Source organism: Flavobacterium nitrogenifigens, assembly GCF_003254565.1.
Classification (GTDB): domain Bacteria; phylum Bacteroidota; class Bacteroidia; order Flavobacteriales; family Flavobacteriaceae; genus Flavobacterium; species Flavobacterium nitrogenifigens.
Genome location: NZ_QJRI01000146.1, coordinates 1 through 18851 on the forward strand (window position 1 = coordinate 1; position 18851 = coordinate 18851).

The 18851-nt window shown below is 36.1% G+C and carries 11 protein-coding genes and 1 pseudogene; 8 read left to right on the forward strand and 4 right to left on the reverse strand.

Going from position 1 to position 18851, the window contains the following annotated elements; translation table 11 throughout:
- Nucleotides 1–265 precede the first annotated feature (265 nt).
- The 4 genes from DM397_RS00915 to DM397_RS00930 form a co-directional block, all read right to left on the reverse strand.
- Nucleotides 266–1396 carry an efflux RND transporter periplasmic adaptor subunit gene (locus tag DM397_RS00915; protein WP_111375762.1) on the reverse strand — a complete coding sequence of 377 codons (1131 nt, stop codon included), beginning with the start codon at nt 1394–1396 and terminating at the stop codon, nt 266–268.
- Nucleotide 1397: 1 nt separating this feature from the next.
- Nucleotides 1398–5774: a CusA/CzcA family heavy metal efflux RND transporter gene (locus DM397_RS00920; RefSeq protein ID WP_111375763.1), complete on the reverse strand. Its 4377-nt coding sequence runs from the start codon at nt 5772–5774 to the stop codon at nt 1398–1400.
- 80 nt (nt 5775–5854) lie between these two features.
- A complete protein-coding gene (locus DM397_RS00925) occupies nt 5855–6115 on the reverse strand; it encodes a hypothetical protein (protein WP_239457761.1) in 261 nt (86 codons plus the stop codon).
- Nucleotides 6116–6307: 192 nt separating this feature from the next.
- Nucleotides 6308–6604, reverse strand: a complete 297-nt coding sequence (locus tag DM397_RS00930) for a winged helix-turn-helix transcriptional regulator (protein ID WP_185957095.1) — start codon at nt 6602–6604, stop codon at nt 6308–6310.
- Between the two features lie 89 nt (nt 6605–6693).
- Between DM397_RS00930 and DM397_RS00935 the strand changes: the two genes are divergently transcribed.
- From DM397_RS00935 to DM397_RS00970, 8 genes and pseudogenes are all read left to right on the forward strand, one after another.
- Nucleotides 6694–6939: a hypothetical protein gene (locus tag DM397_RS00935; protein ID WP_111375766.1), complete on the forward strand. Its 246-nt coding sequence runs from the start codon at nt 6694–6696 to the stop codon at nt 6937–6939.
- Nucleotides 6940–7044: 105 nt separating this feature from the next.
- On the forward strand, nt 7045–9399 hold the full coding sequence (locus DM397_RS00940) for a mechanosensitive ion channel family protein (protein ID WP_111375767.1): 2355 nt from the start codon (nt 7045–7047) through the stop codon (nt 9397–9399).
- 229 nt (nt 9400–9628) lie between these two features.
- A complete protein-coding gene (locus tag DM397_RS00945) occupies nt 9629–10168 on the forward strand; it encodes a phage tail protein (protein ID WP_111375768.1) in 540 nt (179 codons plus the stop codon).
- 41 nt (nt 10169–10209) lie between these two features.
- Nucleotides 10210–10749, forward strand: a complete 540-nt coding sequence (locus DM397_RS00950) for a phage tail protein (protein WP_111375769.1) — start codon at nt 10210–10212, stop codon at nt 10747–10749.
- Nucleotides 10750–10764: 15 nt separating this feature from the next.
- A complete protein-coding gene (locus DM397_RS00955) occupies nt 10765–11304 on the forward strand; it encodes a phage tail protein (protein ID WP_111375770.1) in 540 nt (179 codons plus the stop codon).
- A 56-nt stretch (nt 11305–11360) separates the two neighbouring features.
- On the forward strand, nt 11361–12491 hold the full coding sequence (locus DM397_RS00960; RefSeq protein ID WP_142479115.1) for a type 1 periplasmic-binding domain-containing protein: 1131 nt from the start codon (nt 11361–11363) through the stop codon (nt 12489–12491).
- On the forward strand, nt 12488–13429 hold the full coding sequence (locus DM397_RS00965; RefSeq protein WP_111375772.1) for a formyltransferase family protein: 942 nt from the start codon (nt 12488–12490) through the stop codon (nt 13427–13429). Before DM397_RS00960 ends, DM397_RS00965 begins: the two co-directional genes overlap by 4 nt.
- A gap of 10 nt (nt 13430–13439) precedes the next feature.
- A pseudogene (locus DM397_RS00970) lies at nt 13440–18851 on the forward strand (hypothetical protein); the annotation flags it as partial.

The window sequence follows — 18851 nt, forward strand, 5'->3', positions numbered from 1 at the left end:
TCGATATTTAATTCTACCGATGAAACATTCCTACGGAATGAAATTGGAACGGAATTGGAATAAAATTGAAATCGAAATTGAATTGAAATTGAATTGAAATTGAAATTGAATTGAAATTAAATTGAAATTAAATTGAAATTAAATTGAAATTAAATTGAAATCGAAACAAAACCGAAACAAAACCGCTTTTAAAATCAAAAACCCAGTAAAACTTAATTTACTGGGTTTTCTTGTTTAACTCTAAATTGTAATCAGAAACTAAACATTATTGTTCATCGTTATTCATGGCAGACATCAATAAGGTGTAAGCATTTTTTATCACCAATTTTGAAGAACTAGAAACGGCATCAGAAATAATCTGATTATAACCTTCGTTCTTAACTCCAGACTTCACTTCTATCATTTGAAACTGATTATTGCCTAGTTCTGTAAATACATAAAATTTGCCTTCCCAACGCACTACAGCATCTTCTGGAACTGTTAGTGCTTTTTGGTTTTCAATTTCGACTTCTGCATTTACAAACAAACCAGGTAAAAGTGCTGGATTATATGTATTCACTTTACAGATAATTTCAGCTGCACGATCTCCGTTTAAACTTTGATTGATAAAAGCGATTTTTGCTCCGTATTTCTTAGCATCAGAAGCATTTGCATACACCGTTACATTTTGTCCAACCGAAAGCGAGGCAACATCCTTCTCAAATGCATTTAAAGTCAGTACAATATCTTTTTTATCAATTAGTTCAAAAAGCATATCGGTCGGATTTACATATTTTCCGATATTGATATTTACTTTAGAAACCAAACCATTAATAGGCGAAACTACTTTGATGGTTTTACTTATATTATTCACGTTTAATGCTTTAGCATTAATTCCTAATAAGTTTAGTTTTTGTTCCAAAGAAGACATTGTGATGCGTTGTGTTCTCATTTCGGTTGTAATCTGTTCCAAAACCTTATCACTTGCCGCTTTGTTCAAATTAAGCTCTTTTTGTCTTTTATGTTCATTTTGTGCCAATTCGAACTTTTCTTTAGCCATAAGATAATCCTGTTGCAATTCGATAAACTGCATATCTTCTAAAACGGCCAAAACTTGTCCTTTCTGTACATTCATACCCGCAATTAGGTTGGTGCTTTTTACATAACCTCCTAACGGAATGCTGATGCTGATAACGCTCTTTGGAAGAACAGTTACTGTACCTTGTAGTTGTAAAATCTCTTTCACATTTTTCAAAGTTGGATTGCCGCTTTCTAATCCCGCATTTTTAATCTGTTCAGAACTTAACTTTATGATATTAATGTTTTTAGTTTCAGCATCTTTATTTTCTTCCGTTTTCTTATTTCCGCAGGACACTAGAAATATAGCGCCTATAAACGCTGCAATATATTTTTTCATTTTAAATGTTATTTAGATTTTGAAGAGTTACAACTGCTTTATTGTAAGCATTGAGAGCATCTAGATATTCGCTTTTGATTGTAATCGCTTGATTTACTACTAAAACCCATTGCAGATAATCAATATCACCATTTTGCAACTGACTGCTTGAAGCTTCGATAATAGTTTGAGCGTTCTTCAATCCTTCCTTTTCATAATATTCTAAACTTTCCTGATATTTTTTTACTTCTCGATCTGCGTTTTCAATATTCGTTTTCGTTTCAATTTTAACCGCTTCAGAAAGCTCAACATAACTTTCGTATTCTGCTTTTGCGGCTCTTTTTCGTTCGGACTGACTGGTAAAGAAAATCGGAATTGAAAGGCCTGCATTTATATAATTAAATCTTTGTGAACTATCATAATACACTTCCTGACCTGAAGCATTAGTTTGAGTACCAATAATACTTAAATTATTATATCCTAAAGTAATTTCTGGAAGCAGTTTAGCACTTTCTGTTTTCCATCTCCATTTTGCAGATTCGGACTCAAACTGCAAACGTTGCACAGCAGGAAGGTTTTCTGTTTTTAGATTTTGAATTGAAGAGATATTTAAAACTGCTTTTAGTTTTTCCCTTTTCGGAGTATATTCAACTTTATCTTGTAAAACAGAATTAAACAGATTCGAAGCAATTTCAAGATCTCTGTTTACCATTACCAATTGATTGCTATAAAACTGTCTCGCAGATTGCGAAGCACTTTTTTCCAAAACGTTGGCTTCACCAGCTTTAAATCGCAAATCTGATTTTTTCTCCATAATTCTATAAATCGAATCAGCATAAACCAAAAGTTCTTTTTTGCTTTGCAGCCATAAATATTCATAATAAATTGTACGAACTCTGGTTTTAATTTCCTGCGAAGTCAACTGTACTTCGGCTTTAGCCTTATTAAAATCAGCTTGTAATGCTTTTTTCTGATTGCTATAAACAGTAGGAAAAGCAAAAGTCTGACTAATTCCAAATCTTGTGTCTTTCTGCGCACTATTGAACTGCCCGTAATCGGCATCTATTTGCGTCTGCGGAAGATTATAAGCCGTTTTTTGCAAATGGCTTTTAGACTGTTCATTTAATTTAGCCGATTTAATGGTTTTGTTATTCTGAATCGCAATTGAAATTGATTCATCAAGCGAAATTGGTAATTGCTGTGCATTTGCCATATTACCAATAAAAAGAATGCTTAATAAAATGGTCAGATTGTTCATGTGTTTTTTTCTTTTTTTAGTAAAAACTTTAGCGTGATACGTCATTAAATAAATGGCTGGAAGCACAAACAATGTTAAAAGAGTTGCTGTCACCAATCCGCCAATAACCACAGTTGCCAGTGGTCGCTGCACCTCTGCTCCTGCTCCGTTGCTCAAAGCCATAGGAAGAAATCCTAGCGAAGCCACAGCCGCCGTCATTAAAACGGGACGCAATCTATTTTTGGTTCCTAAAATGATAATATCAAAAGGATCAGTGATTTCGCCATGTTTTTGAATTCGGTTAAATTCGGATATCAAAACAATTCCATTTAGTACTGCAACTCCAAAAAGCGCAATAAAACCAACTCCAGCGGAGATACTAAAAGGCATATCTCGCATGACTAATGCAAAAACACCTCCAATTGCTGATAATGGAATAGCGGTAAAAATGATAATTCCTTCTTTAAAAGATCTAAAAGCAAAATACAACAAAGCAAAAATCATTAATAAAGCAGCTGGAACAGCAACTCCCAGTCTTGCTTTTGCTTGCTGTAAGTTTTCAAAAGCGCCACCATACGTAATATAATAGCCTGGATCAAATTTAATTTGCTGATTTACTTTTTGCTGTAATTCTTCCACAATTGACTGCACGTCTCTACCTCGAACATTAAATCCAACAATGATTCTTCGTTTTGCATTTTCTCTCTGAATCTGATTTGGCCCTTCCACTTCATCTACTTTTGCCACTTGATAAAGCGGAATCTGCATTCCTGATGGAGTGGCAATTAAGAGGTTTCTAACATCTTCAATACCTTTCCTTCCGTTATCTTCTACGCGAATCACCATATCAAAACGCTTTTCACCTTCATAAATACTTCCGGCAACGGCTCCCGCAAAAGCAGCGTTAATAGTACTATTTACATCAGCTACGCGTAAACCGTATTTGGCCATTTCTGCCCAATTGTAATCAATTACGATTTGAGGCATTCCTGTTACTTTTTCTACATAAAGATCTGCAGCGCCTTCAACAGTTTTACTAATATTTCCAAGTTTTTCGGCATATTCTGAAAGTTTTTGAAGATCTTCTCCGTAAATTTTACAAACCAAATCTTGTTTAGCTCCAGTCATTAATTCGTTAAAACGCATTTGAACAGGAAACTGAAATCCTGTTGTAACTCCAGGCGCAATTCGTTTAACGGTTTTCGTCATTTTATCAGCCAATTCGGGGAATGAAGAAGCGCTTGTCCACTCTGATTTGTCTTTTAAAACAATAATCATATCCCCGCCTTCAATTGGCATTGGATCGGTTGGAATTTCAGCACTTCCAATTCTAGAAACTACTTGCTGAACTTCTGGGTATTCTTTCTTTAATTCTTTAGAAATTTTAGTGATAGTTTCTGTTGTTGTAGAAAGATTGGTTCCTAAAAGCAAACGGGTTTCAACGGCAAAATCTCCTTCTTCCAACTGTGGAATAAATTCTCCTCCCATTCTTCCAAACAATAAAACTGCAATTCCAAAAAGAACAAATGCTCCAATCACAATTGCTTTTCTAATACTTAGAGCTTTTGTAAGCCAGCCTTCATAAGCATTTTCTAATCTTTCCATAATACGGTCAGAAAGATTCTTTTTATGGCTGATTTTTTTGCTTAAAAACAAAGCGCTAACCATTGGAACATACGTAAGCGATAAGATGAAAGCTCCCAAAATGGCAAAAGCAACAGTTTGAGCCATTGGTTTGAACATTTTACCTTCAATTCCCTGTAAAGAAAGAATTGGCAAATACACAATTAGAATAATGATTTGCCCAAAAACCGCTGCATTCATCATACGCGCAGCCGATCCTGTCACTTCTTTGTCCATTTCGTCTTGAGAAATATTCGAAACAGACTGGTATTTTTTTGAACTATGAAGATGATGTAGAATAGCTTCTACTATAATTACAGCTCCGTCTACAATTAATCCAAAATCTAGAGCACCAAGACTCATAAGGTTTCCGCTTACGCCAAAAGTATTCATCATAATAATGGCAAAAAGCATCGCAAGCGGAATAACTGAAGCTACAATAAATCCAGCCCTCAGATTTCCAAGGAATAAAACCAGAATCAAAACAACTATTAAAGCACCTTCAATTAAGTTTTTTTCAACCGTTCCGATGGCATTATCCACCATTTTTGTACGATCTAAGAAAGGCTCAATTTTTAAACCTTCTGGAAGTATTTTTTCTATTTCGGCAATTTTATCTTTTACATTGACAATAACATTATTGGCGTTTTCCCCTTTCAGCATCATTACGATTCCGCCCACAGATTCTCCGTATTCATCTGTCGTTAAAGCGCCATAACGAATAGCCGAAGAAATCTTAACATCGGCAACATCTTTCACTAAAATCGGAAGGCCACCTTGTGTGCTTTTAACCACAATGTTTTCAATATCTTCAATGCTTTTAGCTAAACCAGTACTTCTAATGTAAGAAACCGTTGGGCCTTTCTCAATATAAGCTCCTCCAGTATTTTCATTACTGCTATTTAGAGCAGTAAAAACTTCACTAATTGTTAAGTTTTGTGCTTTCAGTCTCGCTGGATTAACCGCAATTTCATATTGCTTTAGTTTCCCTCCAAAAGTCGAAACATCTGCAATTCCCGCAGTTCCCAGAAGCTGTCTTCTGATTGTCCAATCCTGGATTGTTCTTAAATCTTCTAGTGAATATTTCTCCTCGTAACCTGGTTTTGGTTTTAAAACATATTGGTATATTTCACCTAAACCAGTTGTGACTGGAGCCATTTCGGGTCTATTGGCATTTCTGTCTATTTCTACTTGCTGCAGTCTTTCTGTAATCTGCTGTCTAGCCCAATACACATCGGCATCGTCTTCAAAAACAACACTTACTAATGAAAGTCCGAATCGCGAAATACTACGGCTTTCTTTAAGATGCGGAATATTGCTAATCGCCTGTTCGATCGGGAAAGTGATTAATCTTTCTACATCCTCAGCTCCAAGAGATGGCGCTGTTGTAATAATTTGCACCTGATTGTTTGTGATGTCTGGCACGGCATCAATAGGCAATTGGGTAACCTCATACACACCATAGACAATCCACAGCAGTGTAAAGATTCCAATGGCCAGTTTATTCTTAACTGAGAACTGAATTACTTTATTAAGCATAATGTATTAATTAAAAAATAATAGATGAGCCACTAGAAACGATGTGTTTCAGCGACTTCAATAAAAATTTTAAAAAATATTTATGCTACCGGTGGTCGGAATAAAGAAAGCAGATTAGGATCTGAATGAAGATTAGATCTGTAAGTTGGAATTTTTAATTGCGGTAATTCTAGATTAAAAGGAACAGGAAGTAAATCTTTGTCATCTAAAATAAAAACAAAGTGAAACGAACTACTGCTAATTGTTTTGAATGGAAGCTGCATATCGCGATCTGCGTCATTATCCTTTAAATCTTCTCCCCAATAATGCATAGACAAGAAATCGATGAAACTTAAATCCATCAGCTTTTTGTGCTCTTGAAAATGCTCAATCAGTATTGGCAGTTTATAAAACTGCTGTACAAAACTACTGTTTGAAGCTATTAGAAAGATAAATATGTAGACAATTTGTTTTCGCACAAGGCAAATTTAACCCAAATAATATAATTTTTCACTATGAAAAATAGTTTGAATATATTTTTTAACAATTTAAATTTATTGAGATAACCCTTCCAATTGCTGAAAAACAGGAATTAAAGCTTTTCCTTTATCTGTCAAATTATATTCAATATGAAGTGGTTTTAGTTTAATGGTAATTTTTTCCAAAAGACCTTCTTCCTCAAGTTCTTTTAAAGCTGTAGCTAAAGATTGTTTGTTAGATCCTTGAATCTGACGCAGTAAATTATTAAAACGCAAAGGTGATTCTACAGCAAGACGGAAAATTTCTGCCTTCCATTTTCCAGATAGCATTTTTAAAAGTCTTTGTGCCGGACAAGTTTCTTTTTCTTCCATAATTATTAGGGTAGTCAAAAAAATCTGACTTATTGTTTGGGAAAGTTTTTTAATTAAAATTTGTTGTTATTCTAAAGTAAAAATAGAAAATGAAAACAAAGAAACCAAGCGAAATGAGCATTGAAGAGCTCTTAAAAATGCAGAAAACTATTAAAACAACAATTAACTTTTTGATATTAATTGCCATCTTACTGTTAATCATTATAGTATTTATATTTCTCGAGAAAGGATTGTTAAGCTTAGTGATATTTCCTTTCTCAATGGCATTTCTTATTATCTACTCTAATTTTCTAAAAGAAATTCAACAGGAAATTGCTTCAAGAAATTTTGAATAAAAAACCTCTGATAAATATTCAGTTATAGCTTTTAAATTTAGTTTTTCTTAACTGAAAGTCTACTAAAAAAAATTAATTTTGGGACCGTAATATAAGCCCTAAATTATGATTATACAAAAAAGAACTTTTTATTTTTTCTCTCTATTTCTACTTTTTTTCTTCTCACAGTTTAATTACGCACAGCAGCAAAAAGCAATTAAAAAAGAAAGCCGCGGAAGGTTATTTAATGACACTACTGCAACTGACAGCGATTACTTAATGGCAATCGAAAAAGCTGGTGAAGTATTAGAATCTGCCTATAATGACATTGATTTCGCAGGTGATACTCGCCATCTTTTTGGCGACATGAAACGTACTGAAAGTAAACTGGATTTAATCTTAGCCAGTTTAAAAGGAGCCAATCCTAATGTGCGAAATCAGCAGATGTATCGAATTGTCCTTCAAGAAATTCAACAGGAATTAGAAGAACAGAATAAGGCCATCAATGACCGAAATCAAAATCTTGAAAACATCAAGAAACGTGTAATTGATCTGCGCAAAGACAAAACTTTAATTACTTTATTAAAAGACACCATTCGTCGTAAACAATTCCAGAAAGAATTCGGAAATCTTAGAAAAAGATATGTTGCTACTGATAGTCTGATGACTAAAAACCAGACCACTTTAAACAACAAAAAAAGACTTACAGTACAGCGAAAAATTTCGGTTTCTAATGCTTTGGCAACTGTTGAAAGCAAACTGGAAAAGTCTGGAATCAGTATATTCAAAAAAGAATATCCTTCTTTATGGCAGATTAACGACACTGCTGCTAAGAAAAGGGTCACGCATAACATTAAAGCAAAAATTATAATCGAAGAAAACGTCGCAGCTTACTATCTTAGCTACAAAGCCGGCGGACTTATAACTTTGTGTTTCTTTATGGGTCTTTTGTTTTGGTATATTTCCCGAAACATCAAATATCTTAAAACAAATGGCTATGCTGAAAACCTTTTGCTTTTAAATTTCAAATACTTAAACCGTGGTGCTTTGCTTCCTGTTTTGGTTATTGCGTTAAATATTGCCGTAGTTACCAATTTGTATGCTCCTGCTCTATTTTTAGAATTAATTCAGCTTTTCTTGCTTGGTGTTTTAATTTTCCTTTTTAAAAATCAGTGGTCTGGCGTTGCTATGAGAAACTGGCTTTTCCTTTTAGGATTATTCTTTGCGCTTTGCTTTTTAGACTTATTTATCACAATCGGGTTATTGCAGCGTTTTGCTTTTGTTGCAATCAATATTTTAGGAATTCGCTATGGTTTAGTTCAGATCAAAACACTTAAAGAAGAACTTTATATAAAAGGCTTTTTTAAATGGGCAAGTATCATTTTTATCGGATTAAATATTTTATCTATTCTTTATAATTTATTCGGAAGAGTTTCTCTTTCTAATATGTTAAGTCTTACGGCTTTTATATCACTTACTCAAATTGTTGCTTTAAGCGTTCTTTTGAAGATTATTTTGGAAATTATTTTGCTTCAAATTTATACCACTAGAGTAAAAAGAGGAATTGAAAAAATGTTTGATTACGAAAGTTTATCAGATACTTTAAAAAGACCTTTTATCATTGTAATTAGTTATATGTGGCTAATTGTGATTGCTTCAAATTTGAATATTTGGGAATCGCTTCGCGCTTCTTTAACTAAACTGTTAAGCCATCCGAATACAATTGGAAGCATTACATTTACACTTGGTAATATCGTTTTATTCTTTGTTATTATTTGGGCGGCGCATTTGCTTCAAAAATATGTTGCTTATTTCTTTGGTGAAATTGATGATGAAAACGAAGAAAATATTAATAAAAGACAGCATTCAAAATTGCTTATTACCCGTTTGGTTGTCCTTATAAGCGGTTATCTGCTTGCTGTTGCGGCTTCTGGAATGCCTTTAGATAAATTGAGTATCCTTTTAGGTGCTTTAGGAGTCGGTGTCGGACTTGGACTTCAAAACATTGTAAACAATTTTGTTTCGGGAATTATCTTGATTTTCGATAAGCCAATTCAAGTTGGTGACGTGGTTGAAATTAGCTCAGAATCTGGCCGTATCAAATCGATGGGATTAAGGACAACTAAAATAAATGCTCCAAATGGTGCCGAAATCATTATTCCGAATGGTAATTTATTATCTCAAAATATCACTAACTGGACTTATACGGACAATTTTAAATTGGTTGAAATTACATTTGAAATCAATGGAGAAACCATTCCTGAAGAAATTAATCTCATTGTAAATGAAACACTTTCCAACCTTCCGCTAGTAAACAATTCAAAACCATCACAAATATATTACAGCTCAATTTCTGATGGAAAATATAAACTCTTAATCAAGTTCTGGTGCAGTATTTATAGGACTGAAGAAACGATAAGTTCCGCAAGACAAGAGCTTTATGTAAGCTTCAAAAATAAAGGCTTAACATTCTCAAGTTAAAACACAAAAAAGGCAGTCGAGTACTGCCTTTTTTTATTGTGCTACACAATATTCTTCAAGCTAAAAAATTGAAAATCATCATCTTAATTTAAAATTATTGTATTAAATAATAGCACTTTAGCAAAAAACCCGTATAAACCCGTGTACCCATAATATAGTTATAAAGTAATTTAGCATTGTAATATAAATACGATCAAAAACTAACATTAACTATTAAATCTTAAAAATTATGGAAGGAACGGTTGGAGAAATTCGGCATTTTGCCGCAAATTTTGTACCCAGATCTTGGGCATCATGCAACGGGCAAATTTTACCCATACAAAGATATACTGCACTATTTTCTATAATTGGCACTGTATATGGTGGAAATGGCTCTACAACATTTGGTTTACCTGACTTTGTAGGACGAGTAGCTATTGGTTTTGGAAACGGAAATGGTCTAACTCCATATGAACTTGGAGAAATGGCAGGAACAAATGGGTCTACCTTAACACTCTCAAATCTGCCAATACACAATCACACCGCTGCTGCAACTATTAAGATTCCCGCTTACTCTGACACGGGTGATTCGGGTACTCCAGATGGCAATGTTTTGGCGGCTAAAGCCAGTATGTACTCTACACTTCCAGGTGATACAACTTTGAAAGCAGCTAGTTTTACTGTAACCACAGGTCGTACAGGTGACAATGTACCACTGTCTATTATGCAACCTTCTATTGGGATGAATTACATTATATGCTTAGAGGGTGCATTTCCATCCCGTAATTAATCTTCAAAAAACAAAAAATTTATAACCTAAAAAAATATACAATGGAAGGATATTTAGGAGAAATCCGTTTATTTGGAGGGAATTTTGCCCCAAGCGGTTGGGCTTTTTGCAATGGAGCAACACTAGGTATTGCTAACAATGACGCACTTTTTGCTTTACTTGGCACAACCTATGGCGGTGACGGTCAAAATACCTTTAAACTCCCTGATCTTCAAGGCAGAGTTCCAGTAGGCACAGGTCAAGGCACAGGATTACCCAATGTAATACTTGGCCAAGTTGGTGGTACAGAAAATGTTACTATGACTATAAATCAAATGCCTGCACATACCCATATTGCTGCAGGTTCATTGGCTATTCCTGCTGATAACGCAACTGGAGAATTGGCTTCTCCTACTGGCAATATATTAGCGGGACTACCAGAAGCTTACTCAACACAAGGGTTTGATACAGATTTAAAAGTTGAAAATGCAACAGTAACAGTTCAAAACATGGGAAGTTCTATTCCTTTCAGCATAATTCAACCCTACCTTGCTACCAATTATATTATTTGTGTACAGGGTATTTTTCCAAGTAGAAACTAACTAAAAAAAGGAACCATGGAAGGAACAGTATCCGAAATTCGATTATTTGCACCAAACTTTGCACCAAAAAACTGGGCATTTTGTTATGGTCAAATCCTTAATATAAGTACAAACCAAGCTTTATTTAGCCTATTAGGCACAACATTTGGAGGCAATGGCGTTCAAACATTTTGCTTACCTGATTTTAGAGGAAGAATTCCTGCTGGAACTGGTATTGTCTCAGGTCTTGCGCCATTTCAACCAGGTACTGTAATGGGAACTAATTCTGTAACAGCTCTCTTATCTAATTTACCTAATCATAATCATGCAGCAAGCGGATCTTTTGCAATGCCATCCTACTCAGATACAGGAGACAGTTCATCAGCAACAAATAATACTCTCGCTATCCTACAAGGATTGTATTCAAATAAAGCAGCCAATGCGGCTTTAAAACCTGTTACTCCTACAATAACTGTAAATTTAACAGGTAACAATCAGCCTATTTCAGTTCAACAACCTTATTTGGGAATGAATTATATAATATGCCTTCAGGGAGTGTTTCCTTCAAGAAATTAACAGTTTATACCCATTAGATTTTCTAATGGGTAATTTTTATTTAAAAAATAATCTTTATGAAAATAGCTTTACTCTTGCCTCGATCTGTTATTTATCCTTCGATGTCATTTGATATAATGGATGGTTTTAAATATTCATTAAAAAAAATGGGACAAGATGATAAACATGAAATTGTAACAGCTAGTATAGGTGTTGGTGCAAATAATAAAGACCTCTATTCTTGCAGTGAACAACTACTGCTAAATGGTGTAGATATTATTATTGCTTACATCAATCCTGAGGCAGCTGCATACATACATCCACTCTTCGAAAGTTCTAGTAAATTGCTAATTGTATTAGACAGCGGTTATCATTTTCAAAATGTTGAAAAAAAACTATCCAATGTTTGTTTTATTTCTTTGCAGGGCAATTTATGTTCGCGCGCAATAGTAAATAAGGCTATTGAAGATGGACAGAATAATTTTGCTATAACCTGTTCTTTCTACGATGCAGGTTACCGTCCTTCCTACTCTTTTGCTACTGCAATTGAAGATAAGGGAGCGCAAATTATATACAATCATATAACTGCTCTTCAAAAATCTGATTTTAATCTTGGCCCTTTAGAACAATTTCTAGAAAATAATAATAACACAACTATATTAGCATCATTTTGTGGCGATATGGCGGAAGATTTTTTCAGAGAATCATCTAAATTAAAAAATCTGGCATCAAGCAAAACTTATGGAAGCGGTTTTACTGCTGAAGAAATCTGGATGTCTAAAATCCCCTATCCAGGATACGACTGGAGCTGCGCTATACCGTGGTCAACGAATATAATCTCCAAAGAAAATGAAGCTTTTAATACAACCTTAAATGGAATTAAAATGCATAAAGCAAATGTATTTTCTCTTCTAGGTTGGGAAGCTGCCTTATTTATAGTAAACTCTAATGGTCTATCATTAGATAATATCACTATTGATTCTCCTAGAGGAAGAGTTTATATGAATCCTGATACTGGATTCTCTGAAGCCCCAATATATTACGCAATAGTAGCTAAAAATGAAGAAACAGAAAATTGTATTTTGACGAATATAGCAGAAGTTCCTAATCTGGAAGAAGAACGCAATCGTCTCTATCATCATATTCTGGCACTTCAAAACAGTACTACTAATTCATGGTTTAACTCTTATGCTTGTTTAGATTCATGAGTCCAATACGAGACATAGTAGTATTATGTAACAACCGAATGGCATTTCCAGCTATACAGACATTACATAGCTTCGGAAGGTTACATACGATAGGCGTTCCCATCGAAAATGAAGAAGTAAAAGCTTTCTGTTCTGTTTTTGCAGCAAACGTTGGTGTCAATATAATTTGGTTTGAAAAAGCAAAACTAATACCTCAAATAAAAGAAATTTTAAAAATAAATCACTTAAAATATATTTTTACAATGACTTTTCCCTGGAAAGTTCCAGATGAAATTATTGATCAGAACCCAAATTTATTTTATAATTTCCATTACGGACTCTTACCAGAAATGCGTGGTGCCGACCCGGTTTTTGAATCAATTAGAAGCCAGAAAAGTGAAACCGGAATTTCTGTACATGCTATTGAAAAAGAAATAGATAAAGGGAAAATTATTTTGAAGAAAACCCTCCCTATTCATGCTGATTTAACTCATGGTATGCTTTGCACACATTTGTCGTATTTGGCCTCTTATATATTGCCTGAACTTTTTGCACAATTACAACTAAATGACAAAGGTTTATCTCAAGATGAAACACTTGCCAAATATTATAAAAAACCAATCATAACTGACGTATCCATACAATGGGAAAAACAAGACTCTAAATCAATACAAGCTTTGGTAAATGCTTGCAATCCTTGGAATAAGGGAGCTTATACGCAATGGAATGGTTTAAATATTCGTTTTTTGGAAGTTTCACAAACGCAAGAAACTTCGGGTAATACCAAAGCGCCGGGTACAGTATTAGAAATAAATGAAAATAAAGGTCTAATTATACAATGTTACGATAATACACAATTACGAATAAACACTATTTATACTGATGAAGGTTTTATGAGTGGGCACAAATTGCTCGCTTTTGGTCTTAAAAACGGTGAGCAATTTGACTCTATAATTTAACTAGCTTATTATGAAACATTTTTACTCTAAAATTAAAAAAATCTTAAATATTGCCTTATTTCTAGGGATATTTACGCAGAGTTATGTAGGTAATTCTCAAACAACTTTGAGTGCGGGAGATATTGCCTTTTCAGGTTACAATGCTATTCCAGGTGCATCTAGTGACACATTTTCCTTTGTTTTACTTAAGGATATTTCAGCAAATACAGTAATTAACTTTACAGACATAGGATATAGCTCAGGAGGTTGGATCCTACCAACTAGCGCTAGTACAACAGAAGGCACTATAATATGGACGAGTTCCAGTGCCCTCGCTGCAGGAACAGAAGTCACCATTATTGGACGAACCGCTTCTGTATACGATACCGGCACTGCTACCTCGAGTAATAATGGAACCGTGGATTACAATACCGCAACACAAATTAGTAGTGGATTATCCTTATCTGCTGGTGGCGATCAAATTATTGCCTTTCAAGGAGGTAGTGGCTCAATTAATGGTCCAAGTGTAACGCTGATTTCTGGAATTTCCTATTCCTATTGTAGTACAGACACAACTGAAGCTGGTTGGGAAGGCCCAACTTGCGCAGCGGGACCAAATTCGTCTATGATTCCTCCAGGACTCTTGAATGGAACTAGTGCTTTTTATGCTGGAAATGTATCTAATTCAGGTATAATAACATCAGCTAAATTTAATGGTACTGGGGCTCCTTTTCCTAATGCTGCTGCAGCCAGAACGGCGCTAATGACTCAGGCAAACTGGATAAAGGCAATAACCGCACAAACGCTACCCACAGCATATACTTATATTGCTACTACACCAATTATAAACAGTCACCCTAGTAACAAGACAATATGTTCTGGAACAAATACTTCGTTCTCAATTGTGGCTCTTAACGCTACAAGCTATCAATGGCAGGTTAACACAAGCGGAAGTTTTGGAAATATTTCTGATAACGCTACTTATACTGGCACAAATAGTTCAACACTTTCAATTACTGGGGCAACGTCTGCTATGAATGGTTATCAGTATCGCTGTGTGGCAACAGGTTCGGGATCTGTAAATTCTAATGCAGCGACATTAACAGTGCCGACTGTTATTTCACCTTCGATTGCAACTAACACTCCTAGTGCTTATGGGGCAAACAATGGCACTGCAACAGTTACAGCATCGGGAGGTACCCCACCATATACTTATGAATGGGCACCTTCTGGTATTTTGTCAGCTACAGCATCTGGACTCCCTCCAGGAAATTACATAGTAACTATCAAAGACAGCACTCCAAACGGATCTGGAGGATGCTCTGTAATGTATCCCGTTACAATAGCAGAATCTCCCGGAGCTACTACTAGTGTAAGTTCACTTAGCGGATTTACAACTTGTGCTGGTTCTGCCTCTATTCCGCAAAATTTTTTATTGAATGCTGGCCAATTAACCGCAAATTTAGATTTATCACCTCCTACAGGATATGAGATATCGACAACTTTTGGTGGACCTTACTTTACTAATTTATCATTAACACCTTCTTCAGGTAATATAAATAGAACCATATATGTACGTCTGGCAGCAACTGCTACAGGAACACCAACTGGAAATTTAGTTGTTTCCTCTATAGGAATACCAACAAAAAATGTGGTATTATCTGGAACCGTAAATCCACTTCCCGCAATAACATCAGAGCCTTCTTCAAATACAATTTGTATAGGTGATATTACTACTTTTAGTATAACTGCATCAAATGCTACTGGATACAAATGGCAAGTAGATCAAGGAGCAGGTGCTGGATTTACAGATATTTCAATTGGCGCTCCTTATTCTGGTGTTACTAGTTCTACTCTTACGATAACAGGGGCAACAGCTGCAATGAACGGATATGCCTACAGAGGTATAGCAACTGGAACTGGAGCTTGTACTCCCGCCATTTCTAATAATGCTTTCTTGACAATAAATCCTGCTCCAGCAATAACAGCGCACCCATCATCAACATCTGTTTGCTTGGGAGGCAATACTGCTTTTTCTGTTACAGCAACTAATGCAACAGGGTACCAATGGCAGATAGATCAAGGTTCAGGATTCGGGCCTATATCAAACAATGCTCAATTTTCTGGTGTTACTACCTCTACTCTTACAATAACTGGAGCAACTGCCGAACTAGGTGGTTATGCATACCGTGTAGTAGTGACTGGAGGATGTTTCCCTTTAGCAACTTCAGCTAATGTAAACTTAACAATAGATTCTCCACCTTCTATAACAGCACAACCATCTTCAAGTACAATATGCCAAGGAGGCAACACTTCTTTTACTGCAACTGCTTCTAATGCAACAGGATATCAATGGCAGGTAAATGATGGTCAAGGGGGAGGATTTATTGATGTTCAAACTAATGCTATTTATTCTGGAACTACTACTTCTACTCTTACAATAATAGGAGCAACAGCTGCAATGAGCGGGTATACATACAGAGCTGTTGCATCTGGAACCTGTACTCCTCCAGCTACTTCAAATAGTGCAAGTCTTACTGTAAATTCTGCTCCTGCTATTACATCAAATCCTTCATCAATCGCTATCTGCTCTGGTGGTAATACTACTTTTTCTGTAACAGCATCAAATGCAACAGGATACAAGTGGCTGGTAGATGATGGTCAAGGAGGAGGATTTGTTGATGTCCCAAATACTGCTCCTTATTCTGGCATTACCACTTCTACCTTGACTATAACCGGCGCTCCTGCTGAATTTAACGGATACAAATATAAAGCTGTCGCAAGCGGAACATGTCCCCCTTCAGCTACTTCAAATACTGCAACTCTAACTGTTAATCATATTAGTATAATCATGTCTAAAGTTGATGTAGCCTGTTTTGGTGATACTACTGGTCAAGCAACTGCGACTCCAAGTGGAGGAACTGGCAACTATACGTACTTATGGTCTAACGGAGAAGAGACTGCCACTATAACAGGATTAGCAGCAGCAACAACTTATACTGTAACTGTGACAGATGAAAACTTATGTTCTAATACAGCAAATGTAACAATAGGACAGCCTTCAGCTCCTCTTACTCTTACGCCAGGCACTGTAAATAATACTTCTTGTTATGGAGGTGCTAATGGAACGGCTCAAGTGATTGCTTTAGGCGGTACACTAAATTATACTTACTCTTGGAATACTAATCCTATCCAGACAACTGCAACTGCAACTGGACTTTCTGCTGGAACTTATACTGTAACCGTAAAAGATGCAAACCAATGTGTAAAAACACTAGATTTCCCTATATCTGAACCACCTGCACTTACACTAACTCCTAGCCAGAACAATGTTTCTTGTAATGGAGGATCAAATGGTTCGGCTACTATAACTGTTACCGGTGGTACTGGTGCTTACACGTATAACTGGAGTACTGGAGCCCATAGTACATCAATAAGTGGTCTTATGGAAGGTATTTATACTGTAACCGTAACTGATGAGAATAATTGCTCCGATTCATATAATTTTAATATTACACAACCGCCAATTTTAGACGCTACACAATCTCAAACAGATGTTTTATGCAATGGCGGAGCAACAGGAACAGCAACTGTCAATCCTTTTGGAGGAGCTGGAGATTATACCTACGCATGGTCACCAGCTGGAGGAAGTGCCGCTACAGCTACTGGACTTCCAGCTGACACTTACACCTGTACAATTACAGATAAAAATGGATGTTTTATTACTAAAACTTTCGTTATAGGTGAACCATCTGCACTAAACGCAACTACAAATCAAGTAGATGCCACTTGTTCAACAGGTGGTGAAGCTACTGTAATACCATCTGGAGGTGTGGGAGGTTATAGCTATTCTTGGTCACCTTCTGGAGGGATTGCTGCTACTGCAAGCGGATTAACAGCTGGCACTTATTACTGTACGATTACAGATGGCAATGGCTGTTCTATTATGAGAAGTGTTACCATCAACACAACCAATACTCTAGTCGCTACTACTGGTAAGACTGATGTACTTTGTAATGGAGCGAGTACAGGCTCTGCTTGGGTTGTTCCATCAGGAGCTGCTGGACCGTTTACCTACGAATGGACTCCTAATGTAGGAAGTACTGATACAGTAAATAACCTTACTGCAGGAAGTTATTCTGTAAAAATTATTGCAGGGAACGGATGTTCTATTATTAAAAACTTTACCATCACTGAACCATCAGCTATTGTAATAACACCAGGCGCAAAAACAAATGTTAGCTGCAATGGCGGACACAATGGTTCTGCAAGTGTTTCAGCAATCGGAGGAACTGGCGCATATATGTATTCATGGGATACTACTCCAGCTCAATCAACCGCTACTGCAACTGGTCTTAAAGCAGGAACTTACATTGTAACTGTAACAGATGCTAACTCTTGCACTAAAACGCAAAGTATTACCATAACAGAACCTGATGCTCTTATAGCAACAACATCTCAAACCGATGTTTCTTGTAATGGAGGTTCTAACGGAACTGCAACCGTAAGTGTTACTGGAGGAACGGGACTTTATACCTATTCTTGGTCTCCATCAGGAGGAACTAATGCAACAGCAAGCGGATTATTGGCAGGAACTTATACAGTAACTATAAAAGATGCCAACCTATGCCAGACTACGGCAAGCGTAACTATTACTGACCCTCCTGTTCTTACAGCAACAATAGCAAAAACAGATATTTTATGCCATCAGGCAAATAACGGAACAGCTACTGTAACTCCTTCTGGAGGAACTGGAAACTATACCTATTCTTGGTCTCCTTCTGGAGGAACTGCTGCAACAGCTACAGGATTAAGTCCAAATACTTACACGGTAACTGTAACCGATGAAAATGGCTGCTTTGTGACAAAATCTGTACAAATTATAGAGCCAACAGCTCTTTCAGTATCAGATTCGCATACCGATGTTTCTTGCAACGGAGGCAATAACGGTACTGCGTCTGTAATTGCAACTGGCGGAACTGGAGCTTATACATACTCTTGGTCTCCGTCTGGAGGAAATGCAGCAACAGCAACTGACCTGACTGCAGGGACATATACTGTTACAGTCACAGATGAAAATTTATGTTCTACAACAAATACCATCAAAATTACAGAACCAGACCCTTTAACCTTAACTGGAACTCCTGTAGCTGTATCTTGTCATAACGGAAGCAATGGATCTGTTACTGTAGGTGTAACTGGTGGTACTGGTGCTTACACCTATTCTTGGTCTCCATCTGGAGGAAACGCTGCAACTGCAACGGGCCTTACTGCTGGAACTTATACCTTAACTGTCACAGATGCTAATTCATGTATAAAAACAGAAAGTTTTATCATTTCGGAACCTGATCCACTTACGGCAACAACATCTCAAACTGATGTTTCTTGTAATGGAGGATCTAACGGGTCTGCAACAGTAAATGTCACTGGAGGAACAGGAACT